Annotated in this window: 16 protein-coding genes; 8 read left to right on the top strand and 8 right to left on the bottom strand. The window is 66.0% G+C overall.

Annotated features, from left to right (window positions below):
* Positions 1–351: 351 nt before the first annotated feature.
* Positions 352–1,218, bottom strand: a complete 867-nt coding sequence (locus ACFZDJ_RS29815) for a hypothetical protein (RefSeq protein WP_391063453.1) — start codon at positions 1,216–1,218, stop codon at positions 352–354.
* Positions 1,219–1,223: 5 nt separating this feature from the next.
* Complete coding sequence (gene eccE / locus ACFZDJ_RS29810; RefSeq protein ID WP_391063450.1) at positions 1,224–2,552, bottom strand: type VII secretion protein EccE; 1,329 nt, start codon at positions 2,550–2,552, stop codon at positions 1,224–1,226.
* Between the two features lie 197 nt (positions 2,553–2,749).
* On the opposite strand from eccE, the gene eccB reads away from it, so the two are divergent.
* From eccB to ACFZDJ_RS29770, 8 genes are all read left to right on the top strand, one after another.
* Entirely contained in the window at positions 2,750–4,279 is a 1,530-nt protein-coding gene (gene eccB, locus ACFZDJ_RS29805; protein WP_391063447.1) for a type VII secretion protein EccB, read from the top strand.
* 67 nt (positions 4,280–4,346) lie between these two features.
* Positions 4,347–5,549: a type VII secretion-associated serine protease mycosin gene (gene mycP / locus ACFZDJ_RS29800; RefSeq protein ID WP_391063854.1), complete on the top strand. Its 1,203-nt coding sequence runs from the start codon at positions 4,347–4,349 to the stop codon at positions 5,547–5,549.
* Positions 5,550–5,734: 185 nt separating this feature from the next.
* Positions 5,735–7,126 (top strand): PQQ-binding-like beta-propeller repeat protein, encoded by a 1,392-nt coding sequence (locus ACFZDJ_RS29795; protein ID WP_391063444.1) that lies wholly within the window; start codon positions 5,735–5,737, stop codon positions 7,124–7,126.
* 299 nt (positions 7,127–7,425) lie between these two features.
* A complete protein-coding gene (locus ACFZDJ_RS29790; RefSeq protein WP_391063441.1) occupies positions 7,426–7,896 on the top strand; it encodes a hypothetical protein in 471 nt (156 codons plus the stop codon).
* Entirely contained in the window at positions 7,896–9,701 is a 1,806-nt protein-coding gene (locus ACFZDJ_RS29785) for a WXG100 family type VII secretion target (RefSeq protein ID WP_390933488.1), read from the top strand. The genes ACFZDJ_RS29790 and ACFZDJ_RS29785 overlap by 1 nt, the downstream gene beginning before the upstream one ends.
* 93 nt (positions 9,702–9,794) lie before the next feature.
* The gene (locus ACFZDJ_RS29780; protein ID WP_391063438.1) at positions 9,795–11,012 is read left to right on the top strand and encodes a S8 family serine peptidase; all 1,218 of its coding nucleotides are present in this window, start codon (positions 9,795–9,797) and stop codon (positions 11,010–11,012) included.
* Positions 11,013–11,123: 111 nt separating this feature from the next.
* Complete coding sequence (locus ACFZDJ_RS29775) at positions 11,124–11,462, top strand: WXG100 family type VII secretion target (RefSeq protein WP_355486514.1); 339 nt, start codon at positions 11,124–11,126, stop codon at positions 11,460–11,462.
* A gap of 64 nt (positions 11,463–11,526) precedes the next feature.
* Positions 11,527–11,832, top strand: coding sequence for a WXG100 family type VII secretion target (locus tag ACFZDJ_RS29770; RefSeq protein ID WP_390933486.1), 306 nt, complete (start codon positions 11,527–11,529; stop codon positions 11,830–11,832).
* Positions 11,833–12,079: 247 nt separating this feature from the next.
* On the opposite strand, the gene ACFZDJ_RS29765 is transcribed toward ACFZDJ_RS29770, so the two are convergent.
* The 6 genes from ACFZDJ_RS29765 to ACFZDJ_RS29740 form a co-directional block, all read right to left on the bottom strand.
* Positions 12,080–12,559 carry a hypothetical protein gene (locus ACFZDJ_RS29765; RefSeq protein ID WP_391063435.1) on the bottom strand — a complete coding sequence of 160 codons (480 nt, stop codon included), beginning with the start codon at positions 12,557–12,559 and terminating at the stop codon, positions 12,080–12,082.
* Positions 12,560–12,704: 145 nt separating this feature from the next.
* Positions 12,705–14,957, bottom strand: coding sequence for a DUF6571 family protein (locus ACFZDJ_RS29760; protein WP_391063432.1), 2,253 nt, complete (start codon positions 14,955–14,957; stop codon positions 12,705–12,707).
* On the bottom strand, positions 14,957–15,475 hold the full coding sequence (locus tag ACFZDJ_RS29755; protein ID WP_075031312.1) for a hypothetical protein: 519 nt from the start codon (positions 15,473–15,475) through the stop codon (positions 14,957–14,959). Before ACFZDJ_RS29755 ends, ACFZDJ_RS29760 begins: the two co-directional genes overlap by 1 nt.
* Before the next feature lie 313 nt (positions 15,476–15,788).
* Positions 15,789–16,208 (bottom strand): hypothetical protein, encoded by a 420-nt coding sequence (locus ACFZDJ_RS29750; protein ID WP_391063429.1) that lies wholly within the window; start codon positions 16,206–16,208, stop codon positions 15,789–15,791.
* A 164-nt stretch (positions 16,209–16,372) separates the two neighbouring features.
* Entirely contained in the window at positions 16,373–18,445 is a 2,073-nt protein-coding gene (locus ACFZDJ_RS29745; RefSeq protein ID WP_391063426.1) for a hypothetical protein, read from the bottom strand.
* Complete coding sequence (locus ACFZDJ_RS29740; protein WP_384923323.1) at positions 18,445–18,894, bottom strand: hypothetical protein; 450 nt, start codon at positions 18,892–18,894, stop codon at positions 18,445–18,447. The genes ACFZDJ_RS29745 and ACFZDJ_RS29740 overlap by 1 nt, the downstream gene beginning before the upstream one ends.
* Positions 18,895–18,945 lie beyond the last annotated feature (51 nt).

The raw sequence follows: 18,945 nt of genomic DNA, 5'->3' as shown, positions 1-18,945 counted from the left end.
CCTGGTGTGGTCAAGCACCCTCAATGCCGTGCTGACGCGACCGTTCGCTTCGCGTCCGTCTTCGCGTCTGTTCGTGCGAAGCGCGGGCGGGTCCGTCGACGGGTGGGTCGAGGGATACGGGTCGCGCCCGGTCCCAGCCTAATCACCACGAGCGCCACGACGGCAGGCCCGTCCGCCCCTCCGCACGGGTCCGCTCCGTCACACCTTGCCCAGAAGCGGCGTACGCACGCGTCAAGGGAGTAAACAAAACGGGCAATCGTGGAGAACAAGCCGGGCGCGACAAGGGGGAAATCATTCCCAAAGGTCCAATTGCGGACCGATGTTGAGTCGGCGAAGCCCGGGCGCGCTCGGTCAGTCCATCCTGCGCGGCGTACCGAACAATCCGGTCTCGGCGTCCGTGGGCTGAGTCATCACGTACTGCCGGTCGCGGTCGGCGCACCAGAGCGTGACCCCGTCGGCGAGCGTGGGCAGTGAGTCCACATCGCCTCGGGGCAGCGCCAACGCCCGCCCGATTTCAGCGGCTTCGTCCGGTGAGACCCGCTGCACGCCGACGAGCCGCGCCTGCCGCAGCAACCGGGGGGCCACCGGGCTGAGATACGGCAACAGCGTCAGCACCGACTGCCAGGGGCCGGAGACCACACGCCCGCGCGGCGGCCGCATGCCGCAATCGCGCACCACCAGAACCGGGTTGCCGGCCGAGGAGCCCTGCGGCGGAACCCGCCCCACGTCGTGCACACTCATGCCGTTCTGCCCGCCGCCCATGGCGTGCACCATCTGCATCCAGGCCGGCGCCCGTCCCGTCTCCACGGCGACGCGCGCCCCCGTGGCCGCCGCTCTCAGCGCGAGCACCTGCGCGGTCCAGAGACCGCCGATCAGGACGACGTCGTACGGCGTCGGCCGGTTGAGCCCCAGCACGGCGGGCTGCCCCTCGGCGTCCACCCCGATGACGACCCCGTCGTCCCCGATGGGCAGCGCGAGCGAGTCGACCTGTTCCACGGACAGCGAGTGCCGCCCGTGCCGGGGCCCGATCAGCCCGAACCCGCTGCGCAGACGCCCACGCCCACGCTCCGCGAGCGAGTCGGGAGAGCCGGCCGATCCGTTCCCCGAGGCTCCACGAGCTCCCGGATCCCCCGAAGCCCCGGACGGCCCCGAAGCCCCGAACCCACCCGAATTCCCGTTCCCGTACGCCCCCGAGGCGGTGACTCCACCTGTGGTCATGGCCATCAGCGAACACCCCCGAGAGGCAGCGTGGCGAGCACACCGGGCAGCTGCTCGCGATCGAGCCGGGCCAGCCCCGTGCCGGCCTGGCGGGCGGCGTGCCCCAACGAGCGGCGTGCCGCGACCAGTTCATCGTCGCTGCGGCCGGTCACTCGCATGTGCCCGCACAGCGACACCTCTTGGCGCTCCCCGCGCCGCAGCGTCAGGCTGAAGGTGGTCGCCAGCGCGGGCACGGCCGTGAGCAGCGCGACGAGTTGCGGCAGGGAAGGTCCACCGCCACCGCCCAGTTGGGGCCAGCGCCGCACCCAGTACGTCGTGTGTCTGCGGTTGTCGCAGCGCCAGCTGCGGCCGGACTCCTCGGTCCGCCGCGCGGGCAGGTCGGTGCGTCCCGCCTCGGCCGTCACCAGAGGGTTGGCACACGCCGAGGTCGCCACCGCGGCCGTCAACTCCTCCTCGTTGAGCACCGTGGTACGAAAACCCGCCCCCGTGAGCCGACTCGCGAGATGGTCCGCGGCGCGCACGACGCACTTCTGCGCGCCGACGAGTCCGCCCCCGCGCGCGGCCACCGCCTCCGGGCACAGCTCCGGATCGAGCTTCAACGCGATCCAGGTGATGCGCACGGCGGGCGCTCCGGTCTGCTCCTGCAGCGGCGCGTAGTTGCTGACGGCCACGGACTGCTGCGGCAGGTGCAACGCGGGCGCGGGCTGCGTGTGCAGCACGATCTGCGCCGACTCCAGATGGATGTCGTCCACGTCCAGCGTGTCCCGCACCAGCCCGAGCGGGAGCGGCTGACGGCTCCGCTCGGCGCGCAGCGCGGTCGCGTCGGCCTCCACCTGAAGAACGGCGGTCACGAACGTACCGTCCCCGATCACGCCGACGGGCCGCCGGTCCCGCGCGCTGTACGCGGAGGTCCGCAGGCCCGGATCGCACTCCACGGCTGGGGCGAGACCGGGCTCCGTCCCGGGCGGTATCGGCGTACTCGCCGCGCGCCGCTGCCGCGCCCGCAACGCCCGTGCCGTGGCGAGCCATTCGGGCAACGAGCGGCCCCGGCGGCGTACGAAGGCCAGGAGGACGAGTGCGACCGCGACGACAGCGGCCGGCATCAGCGCGAACGGACCGACGATCCACCCGACGAGCAGCGCGGCGGCGGCGATTTCCAACAGAACGATCCGTTGCAACCGGAACGAACCCGACTGCCCGGGACGCACCTTGAGATGCAGCGCCCCTGTCTGCCCCTGAGTCCTCAAAGGCGGCGCGGACCGCTGCGACCGGGGTGCCGAGGAGCCCTGCTCCCGCGACCGGTCACGCGACCGGAACCGCGTTCCGGAAGCCATCACTGCATCCCCCCGTTTTCCTTACAACTCATTGGAACAACGCCACCACACAGGGCCCTTGAAGGCCCCGATACCCTACCCGCTCCACAAGGTCGATCCCTTACCAGGCATAGTAGGGGGCCGGTCTGACAACGGAGGGCGGGGGACGGTGTACCCCCGAGCGCCGCCAGGCGATACACGGGGAGAATCAGGCACACATGGCATCTCGGCGGGACCAGCTCAACGCCTACACCTTCGCGAAGCGGCGCATGCTCGCGTCCTTCGTCCAGTCGTCTCCCGACGGTTCGGAGGAAGGGGCGCCGCGCCCGTTGCGGGCCGTGCTGCCTGGCACCCTCGTCGGCGTGATCATCATGGCCGCGTTCGGGGCGTGGGGGATGTTCAAACCGACCGCGCCGCAAGGCTGGAACGCCGTCGGCGAGAAGGTGATCATCGCCAGCAAGTCCACCACCCGATACGTGGTCCTGAAGACCGACGGCAAGGTCCAACTGCACCCGGTCCTCAACATGGCGTCCGCGAAGCTCCTGCTCAAGACGGGCAAGGGTGACGTCGTCACCGTCGACGAGTCCATCCTCGACAGGGGCACCATCCCGCGCGGGGTCACCATCGGCATTCCCTACGCCCCCGACCGGCTTCCCGCCGCCTCCGAGGCGGGCTCCGCGAAGCGGTGGGCCGTCTGCGAACGCCCGAGCGCGGGCGGCAGGTCCATCCAGAAGGCCGCGTTCGTCCTGGCCTCACGCGACATGGACAAGACCGAGGGAAGCAAGCAGAAGCTGCGGGGCGGCGAACTGCTGTACGTCGTGGGCCCGGACAAGACCCGCTACATCGTCGACGCGAGCGGCACGTCGTACGAGGTCGACAAGAACGACGAGTTGCTGCTGCGCACGCTCGTCGGCTCCGGCCGCGAACCACAGCGGGTGTCCAAGGAGTGGCTGGAGACCCTGCACCAGGGCGACCCCATCACCTTCCCGAAGATCGAGGGGCGGATCGGCACCGCCGCCGGCGTCCAGGGCAGCCTGTCCGACGAGGCGAACAAGGTCGGCATGGTGCTCAAGGCGCCCAACGGCGCGACCGAGCAGTACTACGTCGTCGAGCAGGGAAAGGTGGCTCCTGTCTCGGACTTCACCGCCAAGCTGCTTCTGAACAGCAGCGACCTGGTCGGCCTCGGCCAGGCCGGCAAGGCTCTCGACGTCAGCGCCGGAGCCTTCGTTCCCAATGCGGCCGGGTTCGCAACGGACCACACCTGGCCGAGCCGCATGCCCGTTCCCGTCAACGAGGCGGACGCATCGGACGGGCACCGCAACACCGTCTGCAACGTCCTGCGCGACGTCGACAAGGCCAAGGGCGTGACGACGCTCAGCACCTGGGCGGGCACGGACTTCCCTGCCACCCTCCCGACCGGTTCCTCCAGCGCGTACGTCACTCCTGGCTCCGGTCAGCTCTACCGCCAGTTCCAAGGCGAGGAGACAACGGCGGGCGGTGTCTTCCTGGTCACCGACACCGGCCTGCGCTACGCGATGCAGTCCAACGACGACAGCGCCACGAGTGACGCGGGCATCGGCACCACGGCCAAGGAGCGCAAGCAACTCGAGCAGGAAGCCCGCCTGGCCCAGATCAGCCTGGGCTACTCCGACGTGGACCCGGCGCCCATCCCGGCCGCCTGGTCCAAGTTCCTGCCCACCGGCCCCCGTCTGTCGACATCGGCGGCACGCCAGCCGCAGGGTTCGTAAGGGGGAGTCCATGTCGTACGCACCGGCCGCAAGGCCTCTTCGTACCGTGGTCGTGATGGCCGCGACGATGCTCGCTTCCACCGTCACCGTCGTCCTCGCACCGCTCGCTTCCGCGGACACGTCCACGGACCAGTGCACCTTCCCGAACAAGAAGTACGCGGGCCGCCCTTGGGCGCTGCAACGCGTCCTGCTGGACGAACTGTGGAGCCAGTCAAAGGGCAAGGGCGTACGGGTGGCTGTGATCGACACGGGCGTGGACGTGAAGAACCCGCAGCTCACCCATGCCGTGGACACGGCGGCAGGTCTCAACCTCCTCCCGAAGAAACTGAAGGACGACAACGGAGACCCGATCGCACGCGGCAAGGAGAACGGCACGACGGACACGGTCGGCCATGGCACCCGCGTGGCGGGCATCATCGCGGCCCGGCCCATCTCCGGCACCGGATTCGTGGGCCTGGCTCCCGAGTCGACGATCATCCCCATCCAGCAGAACGACGCCGAGGGCCACGGCACGGCGGAAACGCTCGCCACGGCCATCCGGGACGCGATCCGGGCCAAGGCCAACGTCATCAACATCTCCCAGGACACCTCGAACGCGGTGAAGCCGGCCCCGGACCTGAAACGGGCGGTGGACGAGGCACTGGCCGCCGACATCGTGGTCGTCGCGTCGGCGGGCAACGACGGCCTGGGCGGCAACGACAAGGACACCTACCCGGCCTCGTACCCCGGCGTCCTGGCGGTCGCCGCCTCGGACCGCAACAACGAACGCGCTTCCTTCTCGCAGTCCGGCGACTTCGTGGGCGTGGCGGCCCCCGGCGTGGACATGATCTCCACCGTCCCCAAGGGCGGCCACTGCTCCGACAACGGCACCAGCTTCTCGGCCCCGTACGTCGCCGCAGTCGCCGCTCTGATCAAGGCGAAGCACCACGACTGGACCCAACAGCAGATCGTGGCCCAGATCGAACAGACCGCGGAGCGCTCGGTGGCGGGCCATGACCGCCTGGTCGGCTGGGGAGTGGTCGATCCGGTCCGCGCCCTGACGGAGGACGACCGTCCCATCGAATCCCCCAACCCTGACGAGGGTCTCTCGAAGGCCGAGGCCCCGACCCCGGCAAAACTGCAACTGGGCGAAACCCCGGACGAACGGAACGCACGACTGGCCACGTACGTGGCTGTGGGGGCGGCGGTTCTGCTGGCGGGGCTCAGCGGGGTGGCGGTGGCGGTGCGGGACGCGCGGCGGAGGAAGCGGCGGGTGGCGGGGGCGGAGTGACGGCCTGGGGCACATGGCTGTTCTCGACATCTCCGATGCCCGGCCACTGACTTGTCGGACACCCATCGCGGTCATCGAAAGGACCTTTCCGCGTGAGCTTCGGCCCACCTCCTTCCATGTACACACACTCCGCTCTGACAGCGGACGGCATACGAAAGAAGCGCCGCAGGAGACTCTTCGGTGGTGTGGCAGTCCTGCTGATCGGAGCGCTGTGCGCGGGCAGTTGGCTTCTCTGGCACGGTGACGACGGCTCGGCGCAGACAGCCGACAAGCCGTCGGCCAGTGCCGAACAGGGCCCGCTCGACATCCGGGAGACGGTCGAGAGCCGCCCCGCGAACATGACTGGACGCATGGCCTTCAGGTTCTCCGCCGACGACATGGCGCCCGGCGAGTCGCACGTGATGCCGGGCATGTGGGCGACGGACAAGATCCTCGCCAAGGGCATCAACAGAACCCTCGTGGGCTTCAAGATCGGCAAGGATGCCACCACGGGCGACGAAAGCTGGCGCATCAGACTCGCCGGACCGATCTGCGGTACGACGCGTCATGTGACCGTCGGGGACCGCACGGCGGTCCTGTTCCGGTCCGGTGCCGACACCCACGCACCGTGCGATCACGTGGCCTTCGTCGACCTCGACACGGGCAAGAAGCTTTGGGAGGCCCGGTTCTCCAAGGTGAACGCCCTCTACGACACGCCGAGTGTGACCATGACGCGTGCCACGGTCGCTGTGGCGTGGGGCAAGGGCTCGCAGGCGTATGACATGGACCAGGGAAAGCTCCTCTGGACGAGTACCCCTCCCCCCAAGTGCAAGGACGGGGGCCTGGCCGGCGGACGCGCCCTGCTCATCCGGACCGACTGCTTCGACGAGAAGAGCCTCGCCTCGTCGTACCGGGTCCGGAAGGTCGACCCCCGCACAGGCAAGGTCGAATGGACGTATCAGGTCGCCAAGGGCGTCCAGAGCGTCTACCTGGTGTCCGCCGAACCCGCCGTCCTCGCCGTGGCGGCGGGCGACGTCGAGATAACCGACCTGATCTCCCTCGACGAACACGGCAAGTACCGCGTCACGATTCGCGTCGAAGGAGGCCACTACGTCGCCGACTGTGTCGATGACGCGGAGGACGGGGCGGTGGACAACTGCCCGACGATCGTGGTCGGAGACGGCCAGGTCTTCCTGACGAGCAGGGAGGACCCCGACGGAACCATCGTGAACAACTCCAACTGGATCATCGGATTCGACCTCGCGACAGGGAAGACGGTCAAGAAGTTCGAATCAGGTCATGAGCAATTGCTGCATCCTCTTCGGATGAGTGGTGACCAGCTCCTCGCACTTCGCGAGAGCAGCGACCACATCACGCCCATGGGACTCGTCAGCCTGAACCCGCGAACCGGCAAGGAAACCCCGTACCTCTACTTCGATCTGCCCTCCGAAGCCTGGACACTCACAGACCCGACACTGAACGACATCATCGTGCAGAACGGACGGATCTTCTTCGGCACGAAGCAGGCGAGCGGGCCGAGCAACGCCAAGGAGAAGGCCTGGGAGTGGCTGGTTCTCGGGGTGGGGAGTGCGGGGTAGATCGTCGAACGGGTGCCCGTCCCTTGCGAGTTCGCAATGGCTACACAGCAACGCCGAATGAGTAGGAGTACTCAGGTCCGTCGCCCTGTGGGCCACGTAGTGTCGAGTGGCGGCACGGGCCCAGGCGAGCGCGAGGGCGCGGTGAAGAAGCAGTGAAGCTTCGCTGGGTGGTAGCACAGCTGTTGCATATGGCAGTTGGGGCTGTCATAGGAAACGACTAGAGTGATGTCGTTGCGGATATGAACGCTTGAGGGGTGCAGTCGCCCGGAGCGGGCGACAAAACGGGGAGGGAAGGCGTCATGCTTCCTGCGGACATGACAGGTGGGGCGTCGCCAAGCACAGCTGCGGACCTGAAGGTCGGCGCCGGCGTGCTGATGACGTTCAAGCAGCGCATCGACAAGCTCTTGTCAGAGTTCGAGGACTCGGCCGGCAGCGCGTCCAAGGTGGGTGCGCACCGCGTCTCGCGGACTTCTCTCAGCGGGCACGGCACCCCCTTCCATGAGGCGGACGCCCTGTTCACTCAGTACGAGCAGGTTCACGAGCACATCACGCAGCTCTCCAAGACGCTGGGGCTCCAGATCGAGGCCATGGGCATCGCGACGCAGGGCGCGCAGAACGGCTTCGACAGCCTCGATGACGACCAGCGCCGCCGTTTCTGGGAGATCCAGATCGAGACCGACCGCCTGTACAGCGAAGCCCAGCAGGAGAAGTCCGGCGAGGGTGAGAAGAAGCTGAGTGACGCCAAGAAGTCCACGAAGGGACTCCAGTAGTGAGCGGCGACGACAAGACGCCGAAGGAGTTGACTGACCAGCAGCGCGTCGACGTTCAGGTCGGCCAGGTCGATGCGGTGTCCGGTGTGTCGAACGTGATGCACGACGCGTTCGGATTCAAGCGCGTCCGCCTCCTGACGTACGGGAAGGTCACGGACTTCGAGGACCACAAGCTCAACGCCATGATCGACCTGGTCCATCAGGCGAACCCCGCCGACCTGGAGCACGCCGGCGAGACGTTGGCGAAGGCGAGCAAGGCGATCAGCGAAGCCGCCGTGGAGCTCAGGCGTCACCTCAAGCATGCGGGTGAGGACTGGCAGGGCGAGGCCGGCAAGGCGTTCCAGAAGTGGGGAGAGGGCCTCGCCACGCACACCGAGAGCCTGGCCACGTACGCCGACGGCGCCGGGGTGCAGGTCACGGCTGCCGCGACGGGGCTCGCATCCGTGCGCAGCTCGCTGCCGCCCCGGGACCCGCGCTCTGCCCTTGACCAGAAGAAGCCGGGGCAGCTCCCGGTGCTCCAGCAGTTCGAGGGCAACAAGCAGTATGCCGAGGCGGTCCGGGTCGAGAAGGACCGGCAAGAGGCGATCAACCAGATGAATCGCCTCGCCTCCTTCTACTCGGTGTCCGGGTCCGAACTGGCGAAGCTGGACCCGCCGGCTTTTCAGTCGATGCCGGATGTGGGGATGCCGCCTGCGGACGAGGCGTCGAGTGGAGGTACCAATGAGCACACGCGCCACTCCAACCTGAGCTCAGTCCACCAAGCGGCTGCGGGTGCGAGCGAAGTCAGCCATGTGTCCCACAGCGATGGCGATTCCGGGAACGGCCGTCTTCCCTCTGCGCATCCAGCCGTGGGCACAAGTGTCGATCTGCATCGCCCCACTGTCGGTACGGAGATCAACAGCGTTGGCACGCTGCCGCCAGAAACCGCGAAGCCGGCGCCAGTTCTCCCCCCTTCCACGGCAACGGGACCCAGTGCGCCTTCTGGGGGAATGCTCCCGCCCATGGGGACCGGCGTGGTACCTCCCGCCTTCAAAGGCCCGGTCGCGCGCGCGACCGGACTTGGCGGAGGAGCGGGCGGCAGGACTCCCGGATCGGTTCAAGGACGGGTCACCACCTCTGAGGGAACCACTGCCGGAGGCCGTACGGGACGCGGCCCCGCGGGACCGCTGGGCCGCGCATCCGCGGTTGGCCAGCAGGGTGCCCCTGGGCCTGCATCTGCGACGGGCAGGTCGCCCATGGGGCGGGGTGTCACCGGCGGCATGCCCAGAAGTGCGGGTACGGCTGGTTCACGCACCGGCGGCACGCCGGGCGGGCGTGTGGGCGGCGTGCCCGGTCAGCCTGCGGCACGGACGGGCCCCGGAGCCACGGGTGCTGCGCGTACGGGCGGCGTGGTCGGTGGCAGGCCTACTTCTGAAGCGGGCCCGAGTGGGACTGGTGCCAGGGTTCCACGCGGCACGGTCATCGGCGGCGAGGGCGCAACCGGCGCTCGCACAGCGGGTGAAAGGCCGGGGCAGCGCGGAGTGATCGGTGCGAACAATCCGGCGTCGGGCACGGGGCAGGGACAGTCTCAGCGCCGGTCCCCAGGTAATGCGGACAGTGTGGTCGGCGCGCCCGCGAGTCGGGCCGGCAGCAGGGGCAACGGAGCCGCGTCCGGTGGTTCTGGCCTGGTGTCCGGTTCCGCGGAGGGCCGCAGCCCTGATCGTGCCGCCGGCGGGAGAACGCAGCGTCAGCAGCACTCTGCGGAGGACAAGAAGCGCTCACGTGATGACGCGCGGCGCGGCGATGCGCCGTCGGCGACCGACTGACCGAAACGACCGAGGACGTACAGAAGCATGAAGTCAGGACTTGGCGTACGCCGTGTGCGGGCCGCGCTGTGGGCTAGGCATGCCCGGAGACATGTGACCACCGTGGGCGCGACGCTGGGTGCTCTGGCCGTCATGTCTGTTGGGCCGGCCCCTGCCGCGGCTGCCGACGACATCCAGTCGCAGCAGTGGTACTTGGACGCGATGAACGCCCAGGGGCTGTGGAAGGTCAGCACAGGCAAGGGCATTTCGGTCGCGGTTGTCGACACGGGCGTGAACCCGGACACGAATTCGTTGAAGGGCCAGGTGCTACCTGGAGTCGACGCCACGGGAACCACCGGCGATGAAACGGACGACTACACCGGTCACGGCACGTCGATGGCCGAGTTGATCGCAGGGACCGGCCGTGGAGGCGGGCTCAAGGGGGTGGCACCCGGGGCAAAGATCATCCCAATCCGCACGGTACTCCTCGGAATTGGCAAGAAGGGTGAGGAGCAGGGTGACACTTCAGCGAAGGCCATCCGAGCTGCTGCCGATTCCGACGCAAAGATCATCAGCATGTCGTTCGGTACGTATTCTGAGGACGACGGTGAACGTGAAGCCGTGCAGTACGCGCAGAGCAAGGGGAAGCTGCTCATTGCCGCTGTGGGTAACGCTGCCGATATTGCAAAGAACTACATCGGCTATCCCGCCAAATACCCCGGCGTGGTCGGAGTCTCGGCGATCAACGAGAACGGCGAGGTAGCCAAGTTCTCGCAGGACGGCGCGTATGTGGACCTGGCCTCGCCAGGCGTGGATGTGCCGACCTGGTGTGACAAGACCTTCAAGTCCTACTGCCCCCAGAGCAATGGCACCAGCCAAGCCACCGCCATCACCTCCGGCGCCGCCGCCCTCATCTGGTCCGCCCACCCCAAGTGGACCGCCAACCAGGTCCTCCGCGTGATGATCGACACCGCCGGCCGGGACTGGCCGAAGAGCACCCCGAGCCGGTACCTCGGGTACGGCACGATCCGCCCGGCGCAGGTTCTCCTGAAGGGTAAGGGGGATCCCGGAGCCGCCGACGTCGACCCCGTCACGAACAAGAAAACGCCCGGCCTGTCTGCCGGCACCGGCACTGGCGCCTCGCCCTCGGCTTCCGCATCAACCTCGTCACAAGCCGCGAACTCCACTTCAGGCGGCCAGACTTCAGCGGCAGGATCGAGCTCGGACTCGTCCGGCAACACCACGCTGTGGGTCGCTCTCGGAGCCGCGGCGGCGGTCGTGGTGATCGGCGGCGGGGCCTTCGCGGTGATTCGCTCACGGCGAGGCGTATGACTGTCATGGCCCACCACCCGTGAGGGACAACGGGTCGCGCAATGAACGAGCGCCTCACCACCCGGTGTAGCGCCAGGAACACAAATCCTTCTCACGAAAGGCAGTGCCGAGATGGCTGACGGCCGCAAGCTAGATGACGCACACGTACAAAAGCTCCAGACGAACGTCATCGACCGGTACGACAACGTCAAGAAGCACCTTCAGCAGCTCCAGGGATGCATCGACATGATCGAGGCCAACTGGACGGGCTTCGGCGCCAATGCGTTCAAGACCAAGCAGCACGAAATCAACGAGCACATGGCCGGGATCGGCCGTATGCTCGACGACTTCCTGAACGGAATCCACCTCACCAAGCAGGACAAGGACAAGCTCGAGGACGAACTCCACTCCACGATCTCCAGCATCGAAGTGGACGCCGGCGCGAAGACCTCGGCGCTCAACCTTTACTGACGGGCCCCGAGTCGCACCCCCGGACCGTGAGGTCCTTCTCACATCGTCAAGGAGATGAGGAAACATGACCGGCACGCCACACCTCCAGGATCTTTCCGTCAAGTACGGCGTCCTGGACGCGCTCGCCACTGAACTCGGCGGCCTGGCCAAGCAACTCGAGAGCGATCTCACCCAGTTGAAGCAGGGCGTCCACAACGCGGCAGAGGGCTGGGCCGGCGACGCCTACGACGCCTTCCAGCGGAAGTCGAAGGAGTGGGACAACCACACCAGCGCCATCCACCAGGCGCTGCTCTCCATCACGCAAAAGGTGCACCAGGCCGGCGGTGACTACCGCGGCGGCGACAAGAAGGCGGCCAGCTTCTTCGAGTGAGACGGGCTGGCTGGAGTCACCGGGGGTGGGCACGCACGGGAGGTGCCCACCCCGCGTTGCGTTCACGAGAACGAGCAGCACCCCGTGGTCATGTTCCGGCGTGTTCGAGGACCGCCGTACTCCCCGTGGCGCTGGAGATCACGGGATCCGTTCCTCCGCCTTGACCACGTAGGGCGAGTGGCGCACTGCGCCTCGACCGCCGCCGCCGGGCGACGGGCTCATCGCGGTGTTTGCGTCCTCGCTCACATCAAACGCACTTGTACTTCTCCTGGATCTGCTTGGTGTAGTCGACGATCAGACGCTTCATCGTGGCGGCGTCATCGAGGTCGGGCGCAAACACCTGTATGACGGTGAACAAATACTGATCCGGATGGGTCGAATCACTGCAGCCTTCGGCTTTCCCGACTGCACCGGTTCCTGAGTAAAGATATCTTTTGTCATCTGTCACGGTCCCGGGGGTGACCTGTGCATGCACGGCGGCAACGTCCATGACGGTGCCGCCCTTCTCCCACCACAACTGACCTGCAATCATGGCGACTTTGCCATCGATGCTGATCTTGCATCGCTCGGTTCCACCGTTGGGCGACTCTTGTTGTGTGGAAATTTTCTTGCCGGCTGGCAAGAAGGGAGACAGCAGGTCGGATTTCACGGTGACGCCGCACAGGGATTTCGGCAGCGCATACTCCCGCACCTCTTCTGTCGAGCAGCCGGACAGCGCGATTCCCATGGCGACGGCCGTCGTCAGGAAAGCGACTCTCCTGGGTGTCGGTGAGGATCGGAGACGAGAGTACTTCAAGATCGCATGCCTCTCTGGACAGTGTGAATGTTGTTCGAGGTCCGAGACCGATGCCCGACATCTCGACGTCTCGACGTCAGACATCCGTCTTGAGGTCCGGTGCCATGGCGATGACATTCGTCCCGGACGCGTTGAATCCGCGTTGTGCGCCATCGCGCGCCCATTCCCCGACGTCCGGGAGATCGGTCCGGTTGTGGTTCTTCGCCGCAGCCTCGGCTGCCTTCTCGGTGTACTTGCTGTTGCTGTCCAGGCCGGACTCCCAGTGCTCGCCCATAACAGGGCCGGCGTCGTCCTTGGCCTTCCCCTCGGCGTCCTTGAAGAGTTCCTCCAGGACCATGCTCGTCGCGGTGCCCGCGATTCCGCCCGCCGCCGCCCCTCCGGCAGGGCTGGTGATGAAGGTCGTACCGACGCCGGTGATGGTGCCGACGGTTCCGGAGATGGCGTTCTTCCACTGAGCCACCGAGTGCTCGTAGGCCTTGTCCTTCTCGTCGGCCTCACCTGCGACGACTTCCGCGCGGCCCTGTGCAAGGGTTCCCGAGACTTCGCCGGACCCTTTCGCGATCTGCTCGACCACGAATTGCGGGTCCTTGGCGTAGCGCTGGTCCTCGGGGAGATCGGGATTCAAGTGGTATTCCATCAGGTTGGCCATGTAGGCCTTCTGGCCTACTTCGACCGCTGCGTACCCCTCGGGATTCTGTCCGACGGTGAACAGGAATCGTGTCACGTCCCGATGATTGAACTCGGCCTCAGAGCCGGCGATCGGGAAGAGCCGATTGGTGTCGTCGTCTCCGTCATCGGTCATGGCTCGGTTGAGGTCCGGAAGGTACTCCGACGCGATCTGCCCGATGCTGTCGCCCATGTACCCGTGTTTGGTGACGCGCTCGTTGTCGTCCGAAATGGAGGCGACGAGGCTCTCCATCAGCTTCGTCTGCTCCGGGTTGTGCGAAGGCGTGTCGAGCGTCGGCAGCTCACCCGCCGGGTGCCCCGTGGTCGCGGCCTCCAGAGCCAGCGCCAGGTTGTTCCGACCCGCGATGCCGGCATCGCCCTTGTCGTCCTGGTCCTGCGGCCAGGCACGCTCCTCGAAGAGGTAGTCGAAGTTGGACAGGGCCTTCTTGTGGTCCTCGTCCTTGCCGATGAACTGGTCGTTGAAGAACTCGGTGGCCGCGTCGGGGCTGTTCGACAGTGCCTTCAAGTAGCCGGTCATCGGGTCGTAGCCGCCGTCGGTCCCCGTACGGTTGAGGTCCGGGTCGAAGCCCATCTGCTGCCAGGCGACGTGCTGACCGTTGTGCGTCAGCTTCCGCTCCGTGTCCATCAGTTTCTTGCCGTAGTCGCCAAGAAACTGGTCGTCGTAGTCGCCCCAGCGCATGAAATTACTCACGACCTGGACGCCGAACGGGAACCCACCACCCCTGCCGACGGGCTTGTCGCCGAGGTCCACCATCTGGCGCTTCCACTCCGTCATGGCCGCGGTGTCGCTCTGGGTGGCGGTGGCGAGGGTGAGGCCGATGTGCTGCTGCAGATCGTCGAGTTGCTCGCGCCTCGCCCGGAACAGCTCAGGGTTCGTGGTCGGCTCGGTGAGCTTCGTCCAGAACTCAAGCGTTCCCTTGGCGCCGAGTCTGGTGGCGAAGCGCTCCGCGAACAGGTCGTCGTTCGCGTACTTCTTCAGGCCGGCATCGAGTCTGTCGAACTCCTCAACCGTGAGGTCCTTCGGATCCTTCTGTGCCAGCTTGGCGAGTTCATCGGCTTCCTTGACGGCGTCAGCCGCCGAGTCCCGGTCCGCATAGCCGGCGTCGGAGAAGCCGAGTCGGCTCTGGTCGACGAGGGCCTGCAGTACCGTATTGGCCGAGTTGTCGCTCTCCGTCGCGGCATTGAGGATCCTCTGGACCTCGTCCCGCAGGGCGGTGACGTCACTCGCGTCGTGTTCGGGAACTGTCGTCCCCTTCGCGGCCCGGTCCGGGTGGATGTTCATCGTGACCGTGAATTCGCCACCCGTGGTGGGCACCACCGTCAAGTTCTTCTTCAGGCCTCGCTCAATGGCCGCGTTGAGCTTCTTCTGGTGGTCCTTCAGCTCGCCGAGCGTGTCCCTCAGGATGTTGCGGATGGACGTCGCCTGGGTGTGGGCATCCGCGAACTCGCCGAACGTCTTGCCGATGAACTCCTTGGAGACGGTGGCGTTCACGCCCGCCCAGTTGGCCTTGTTGGCCGCGCTCCTGAGGCCCTTGTCGGCGGACTCCTTCAGGTCGTCGAGGTCACGGATCATCGTCGTCCAGTCCTCCACGGCGTCGTCGAGGAGTGTGAAGTCGGCGAATCGAAGGGCTTCGAGGTCCATCAGTTCTTGTCCTTCTTCTCACCCGAGTCGCCGTACACCGGGTTCTTCTTGCCGGGGTCACCCACACGCTCGTCGAAGCCTGCGTCCAGCACGTCGATGCTGCTCATCTGCCGCCGGATGTAGTGGTCGTCGCCCGCGTGCAGTTTCTTGGTGACCTGCATGTGGTTCGAGATGTGCGCGCACGCGTCCCTGAGGGACGAAAGCTGTTCGTCCCAGCGGGTCGACACGTGCTGGAGTCCGCCACCCAGCGCGAAGCCTTGTGTGGAGAGGTTTCCCGCGGCCTTGTCGCTGCTGGGGACCGCCCTGCGTCCCTTGCTCCACAGGTCGTTGTACAGCGTGAACGCGTGGTCGCCGATCTTCGCCAGATCACCCTCGCGCACAGTGAGATCGCCGTACTGACTGGGATCCGCGGTGTTGCCCCCGCCGCCCGCGCCGGGCTCCACCTGGTTCAGCTGCATCTGTGCCGACTGGCGCTCCGCCGCCTGTGACTTCAGCTGTTCCCACTCGTCCCACGCCATGCGTTCGGATCACTTCCCCGTGTCCCCGTGAAGCCCGTCCTTCGGACGGGATCGCTACGTCGAATCCGTCGAACTACAAACTGGCCGGATCCGTGAGCTTGAGTCAAGGAAGTCTAAATAGCTCACCATGATCTCCACAACATGGCGCATGTCTCTGGAGGGCTGAGGTGACCGGGCCCATGACCGTCGCTCGTGCGATGCGGGCTTCTCTCCAGTCGGCTAGGACGAAGTCGACGCGGGCAGCCGAGGGCGTCGCTGGACCCTGCTCCGGACTGGTTGACGACGTCCGGAGGCCAAGGCGTACCGCGCCGTGTTACTGGCAGCCCTGCTTCTCCATGGCCTTCGGGAAATAAGAACGGAGGAAGGAGCGCAGGGCATCGCGCCGTTCCGAAACCTTCTCAGGAACGTTCTTCTCCAGCTGAACCAGCACGGCGAATTTTTGCTGCTTCCCCTTGTAGGTGCAGCCGGCGACCGCCATTGCTCCACGGTCGGCGATTACGGCGTCGTCGCCAATGTCGGCAGCGGCGGGACTCCCGAGGCGCACGAGTGCCCGATCCTGGACCTTGATGGGATCGGTGTCGCCGGCAACGACATCTCCCGAAAGATAGACGACCAGCTTCTGGTCCACCAGCAGACGACAACGTGGACTCTCCGGGCCGGCGTCGTACGACTTCTCGGTGAGTTTCTTCCCGTTCGGAAGGAGGGGAGACAGCGAGTCGGAATCCACGGTCACACCGCATGCCTTGTCCGGGACCGCGTAGTCGCGAGATCCCGAACAAGCGGTCGCCGACAGAAGGACTACGGTCACAGCAGCAGCGGCGGCGACACTTCGCGTACGGCGCTGAGATCCTCCCGTACGTGCCGCGAGCCGACCCGGATGCAGAGAAGTACCGTTGTTCACTGATCGCCTGCCAGTCCCTGAGCACGGCCATTGCCGTCGAACGCGGCGCCGTTGATCTCGGATGTGATCGTGTACCTGTTGTTGTTGCCGTGGTTCGGGTTGGCGTCCATCCACAGGTCGGCCAGTTTCTGCAGTTGGTTCTCCCGCGCGGTGAAGACTTCGCCGTTCTGCCGAGCGGTCTCCTCGTTGATGCGTGCTTGCTCGTCCAACTGCCATTGGTAGGCAAGGGCGTCGACGCCTCGCTGCGCGGCATCACCGACAACCGGGATGAAGTTCACGGCACCACCGAAGCCGTGATACAGCCACTTGGCGTCCCATGAAGGGTCGTGCTTGTCCGTCTTCAAGGCCTGATAGCGGGCTTCTTCGAGGAATCCGACGGTATGCCCTGCCCGGAGCAGCGTTTCCCTCGGATCGCTCGGATGGTCCGCGTAGATGTCGCGCACCATCTCACGGTTCAGGCCGTCGTTGAGTATTCCGTAGGCGTTCTGATCACGTGACACCTGCTTCGTCACTTCCAACAGCTGATGTCGATCGAGCTGTCTCGGGTCGCTGTGATCGTCAGCGAGGGAACTTGCGGTGTGATTGACCTCGTCGCCATAGTTCACCAGCACTTTGGCCATGTCATCACGCATCTCGGGAGCGAAGTCGTCGCCCACACCCGAGATGATCTTCAGTGAGCGATCGAGGACGTGCCGGTTCTCGGCCGTGTGCTCCACGGGAACGGCATGGGGGTCGTTGGGGTTGACGCCCGTGGCTGCGGCGACGAGGGCATTCCCTGTCGCGTCACGCGACTGGTTTCCGTCGTGGCTGTTCAGGGGGGTGTCGTCGAATGCTGGGCGATCCTTGAGCACCCATTCAGCGTTGTCCTGGGGCTCGGTCCTGTTGAAGAAGTCGGTCGCGGCGTCGGGGCTGTTCGAGAGAGCTGTCATGAATCCGGTCATCGGATCCCGGCCGAACTCGTCGCCCATGAAATTCATCTTGGGCATGAGAGGTCCGCCCACGCCACCGTTCCAGTAGTGGTCCGGCAGCTTCATCTTCTTCTCGGTTGACACCAGGGCGTCACCGTACTTGTTCAAGAACGCGTCATTGTAATCCCCGACTCGCATAAGGTTGCTCATCAGCTGGAAACCGTAGACCTGTGTTCCACGGGTCTGGATGCGATCGTCACCCAGCTGGACCATGTCGTCCTCCCAGTGCCGCATCGCAGGGGAATCCGACTGTGTCGCTCCTGCGAGAGTGAGACTGAGATTCTTTTGGAACTCGCCGAGCTGATCGAGGCGCGCCCGCTGCAGATCGCCGCCGTCCGAGGGATCGGAGAGGTCGGCCCAGAAGTCCAACGTCCCTTTCGGGCCGAGGGTGGTGGCGAACCTCTCCTGAAAGAGGGGGTCGTTCTTGTAGCCGGCGAGATTCCGGTTGAGTTCATCAAATTCCTGGGGAGACATTGAATCTCCCTTGCTCTTGATGAGGTTCGCGTACTTCTCGGCGTCCTCCAGAGCCTTGGTCGCCGAATCCCTGTCGCCGTACGAGGCGCCGGAGAACCCGTACTCGGCCTGCTCGACGATTGCGCGAAGCGCCTCGGACGCGGTCTCGTCGCTGTGCGTGGCTCTGCCGAGAATGCGCTGGACGTCATCGCGCAGCTCGGTCACATCCTGTTCGCTGTGATCAGGGACCGTGGTTCCCTTGGCCGCGCGATCGGGATGGATGTTCATGGTGACGGTGAAGGAGCCGTTGCCGGTGTCCATCACTGTCAGGTTCTTCTTGAGCCCGCGTGATATCGCCTCGTTGAGCTGCTCGTGGTAGCTGACGAGCTCCTCGTGGGTGTCCTTGAGGATGTTACGGATGGTGCTGGCCTCGGTGTGGGCGTCAGTGAACTCGCCCGCCGTCTTGGTGATGAACTCGCGCGAAACAGTGGCGTTCACGCCGGCCCAATTGGCCTTGTCCGCCAGGCCTTTGAGTCCCTCGCGGGCGTTCTTCTCAAGGGTCTCCAGGTTCCCCACAACCCGAGTCCAGTCGGCTATGGCAGTACCGAGCGACGCGAAGTTCCCAAAACGGAGCGTATCCAGATCCATCAGTGACCCTTCCCCCCGTCGAAGCCCTTGTCGAGCGTGGAGATGCTGCTGATCTGGCCGCCGATGTAGTACTCGTCGCCCTGATGGACCTTCTTCGTGAAGTCCATATGGTTGGAGATATGGGCACACGCGTCGAGGAGCGACGTCAGTTGTTCTTCCCAGCGGCTCTGCACCCGGTCGACCGCCCCACCCAGTTTGAAGCCCTGGGTCTTGAGATCCGACGCCGCTGTCTGGCTGCTGGACCAGGCGTCACGCCCATAACGACCCAAGTCCTCCCACAGCTTGAACGCCCGGTCGCCGATCGCGGCGAGATCCTTTTGGTCAACGGTCAGATCACCCTGCGGGGTGCTGCCACCGCCACCGTCGGCCGGCAGCTGATTGAGTTGCATGTGCGCGGATTGGTTCTGCGCCGCCTGGTTCTTCAGCTGCTCCCATTCGTCCCAAGCCACGTCCGCATCCTCCCCGTTGTTCCCGTGAACGCGGCCGTCGGACCGACGGCC

This window comes from Streptomyces sp. NPDC007896, assembly GCF_042959425.1.
Classification (GTDB): domain Bacteria; phylum Actinomycetota; class Actinomycetes; order Streptomycetales; family Streptomycetaceae; genus Streptomyces.
The sequence above is the reverse complement of the archived record's forward strand: the minus strand, read 5'-3'. Positions and strand labels throughout refer to the sequence as shown.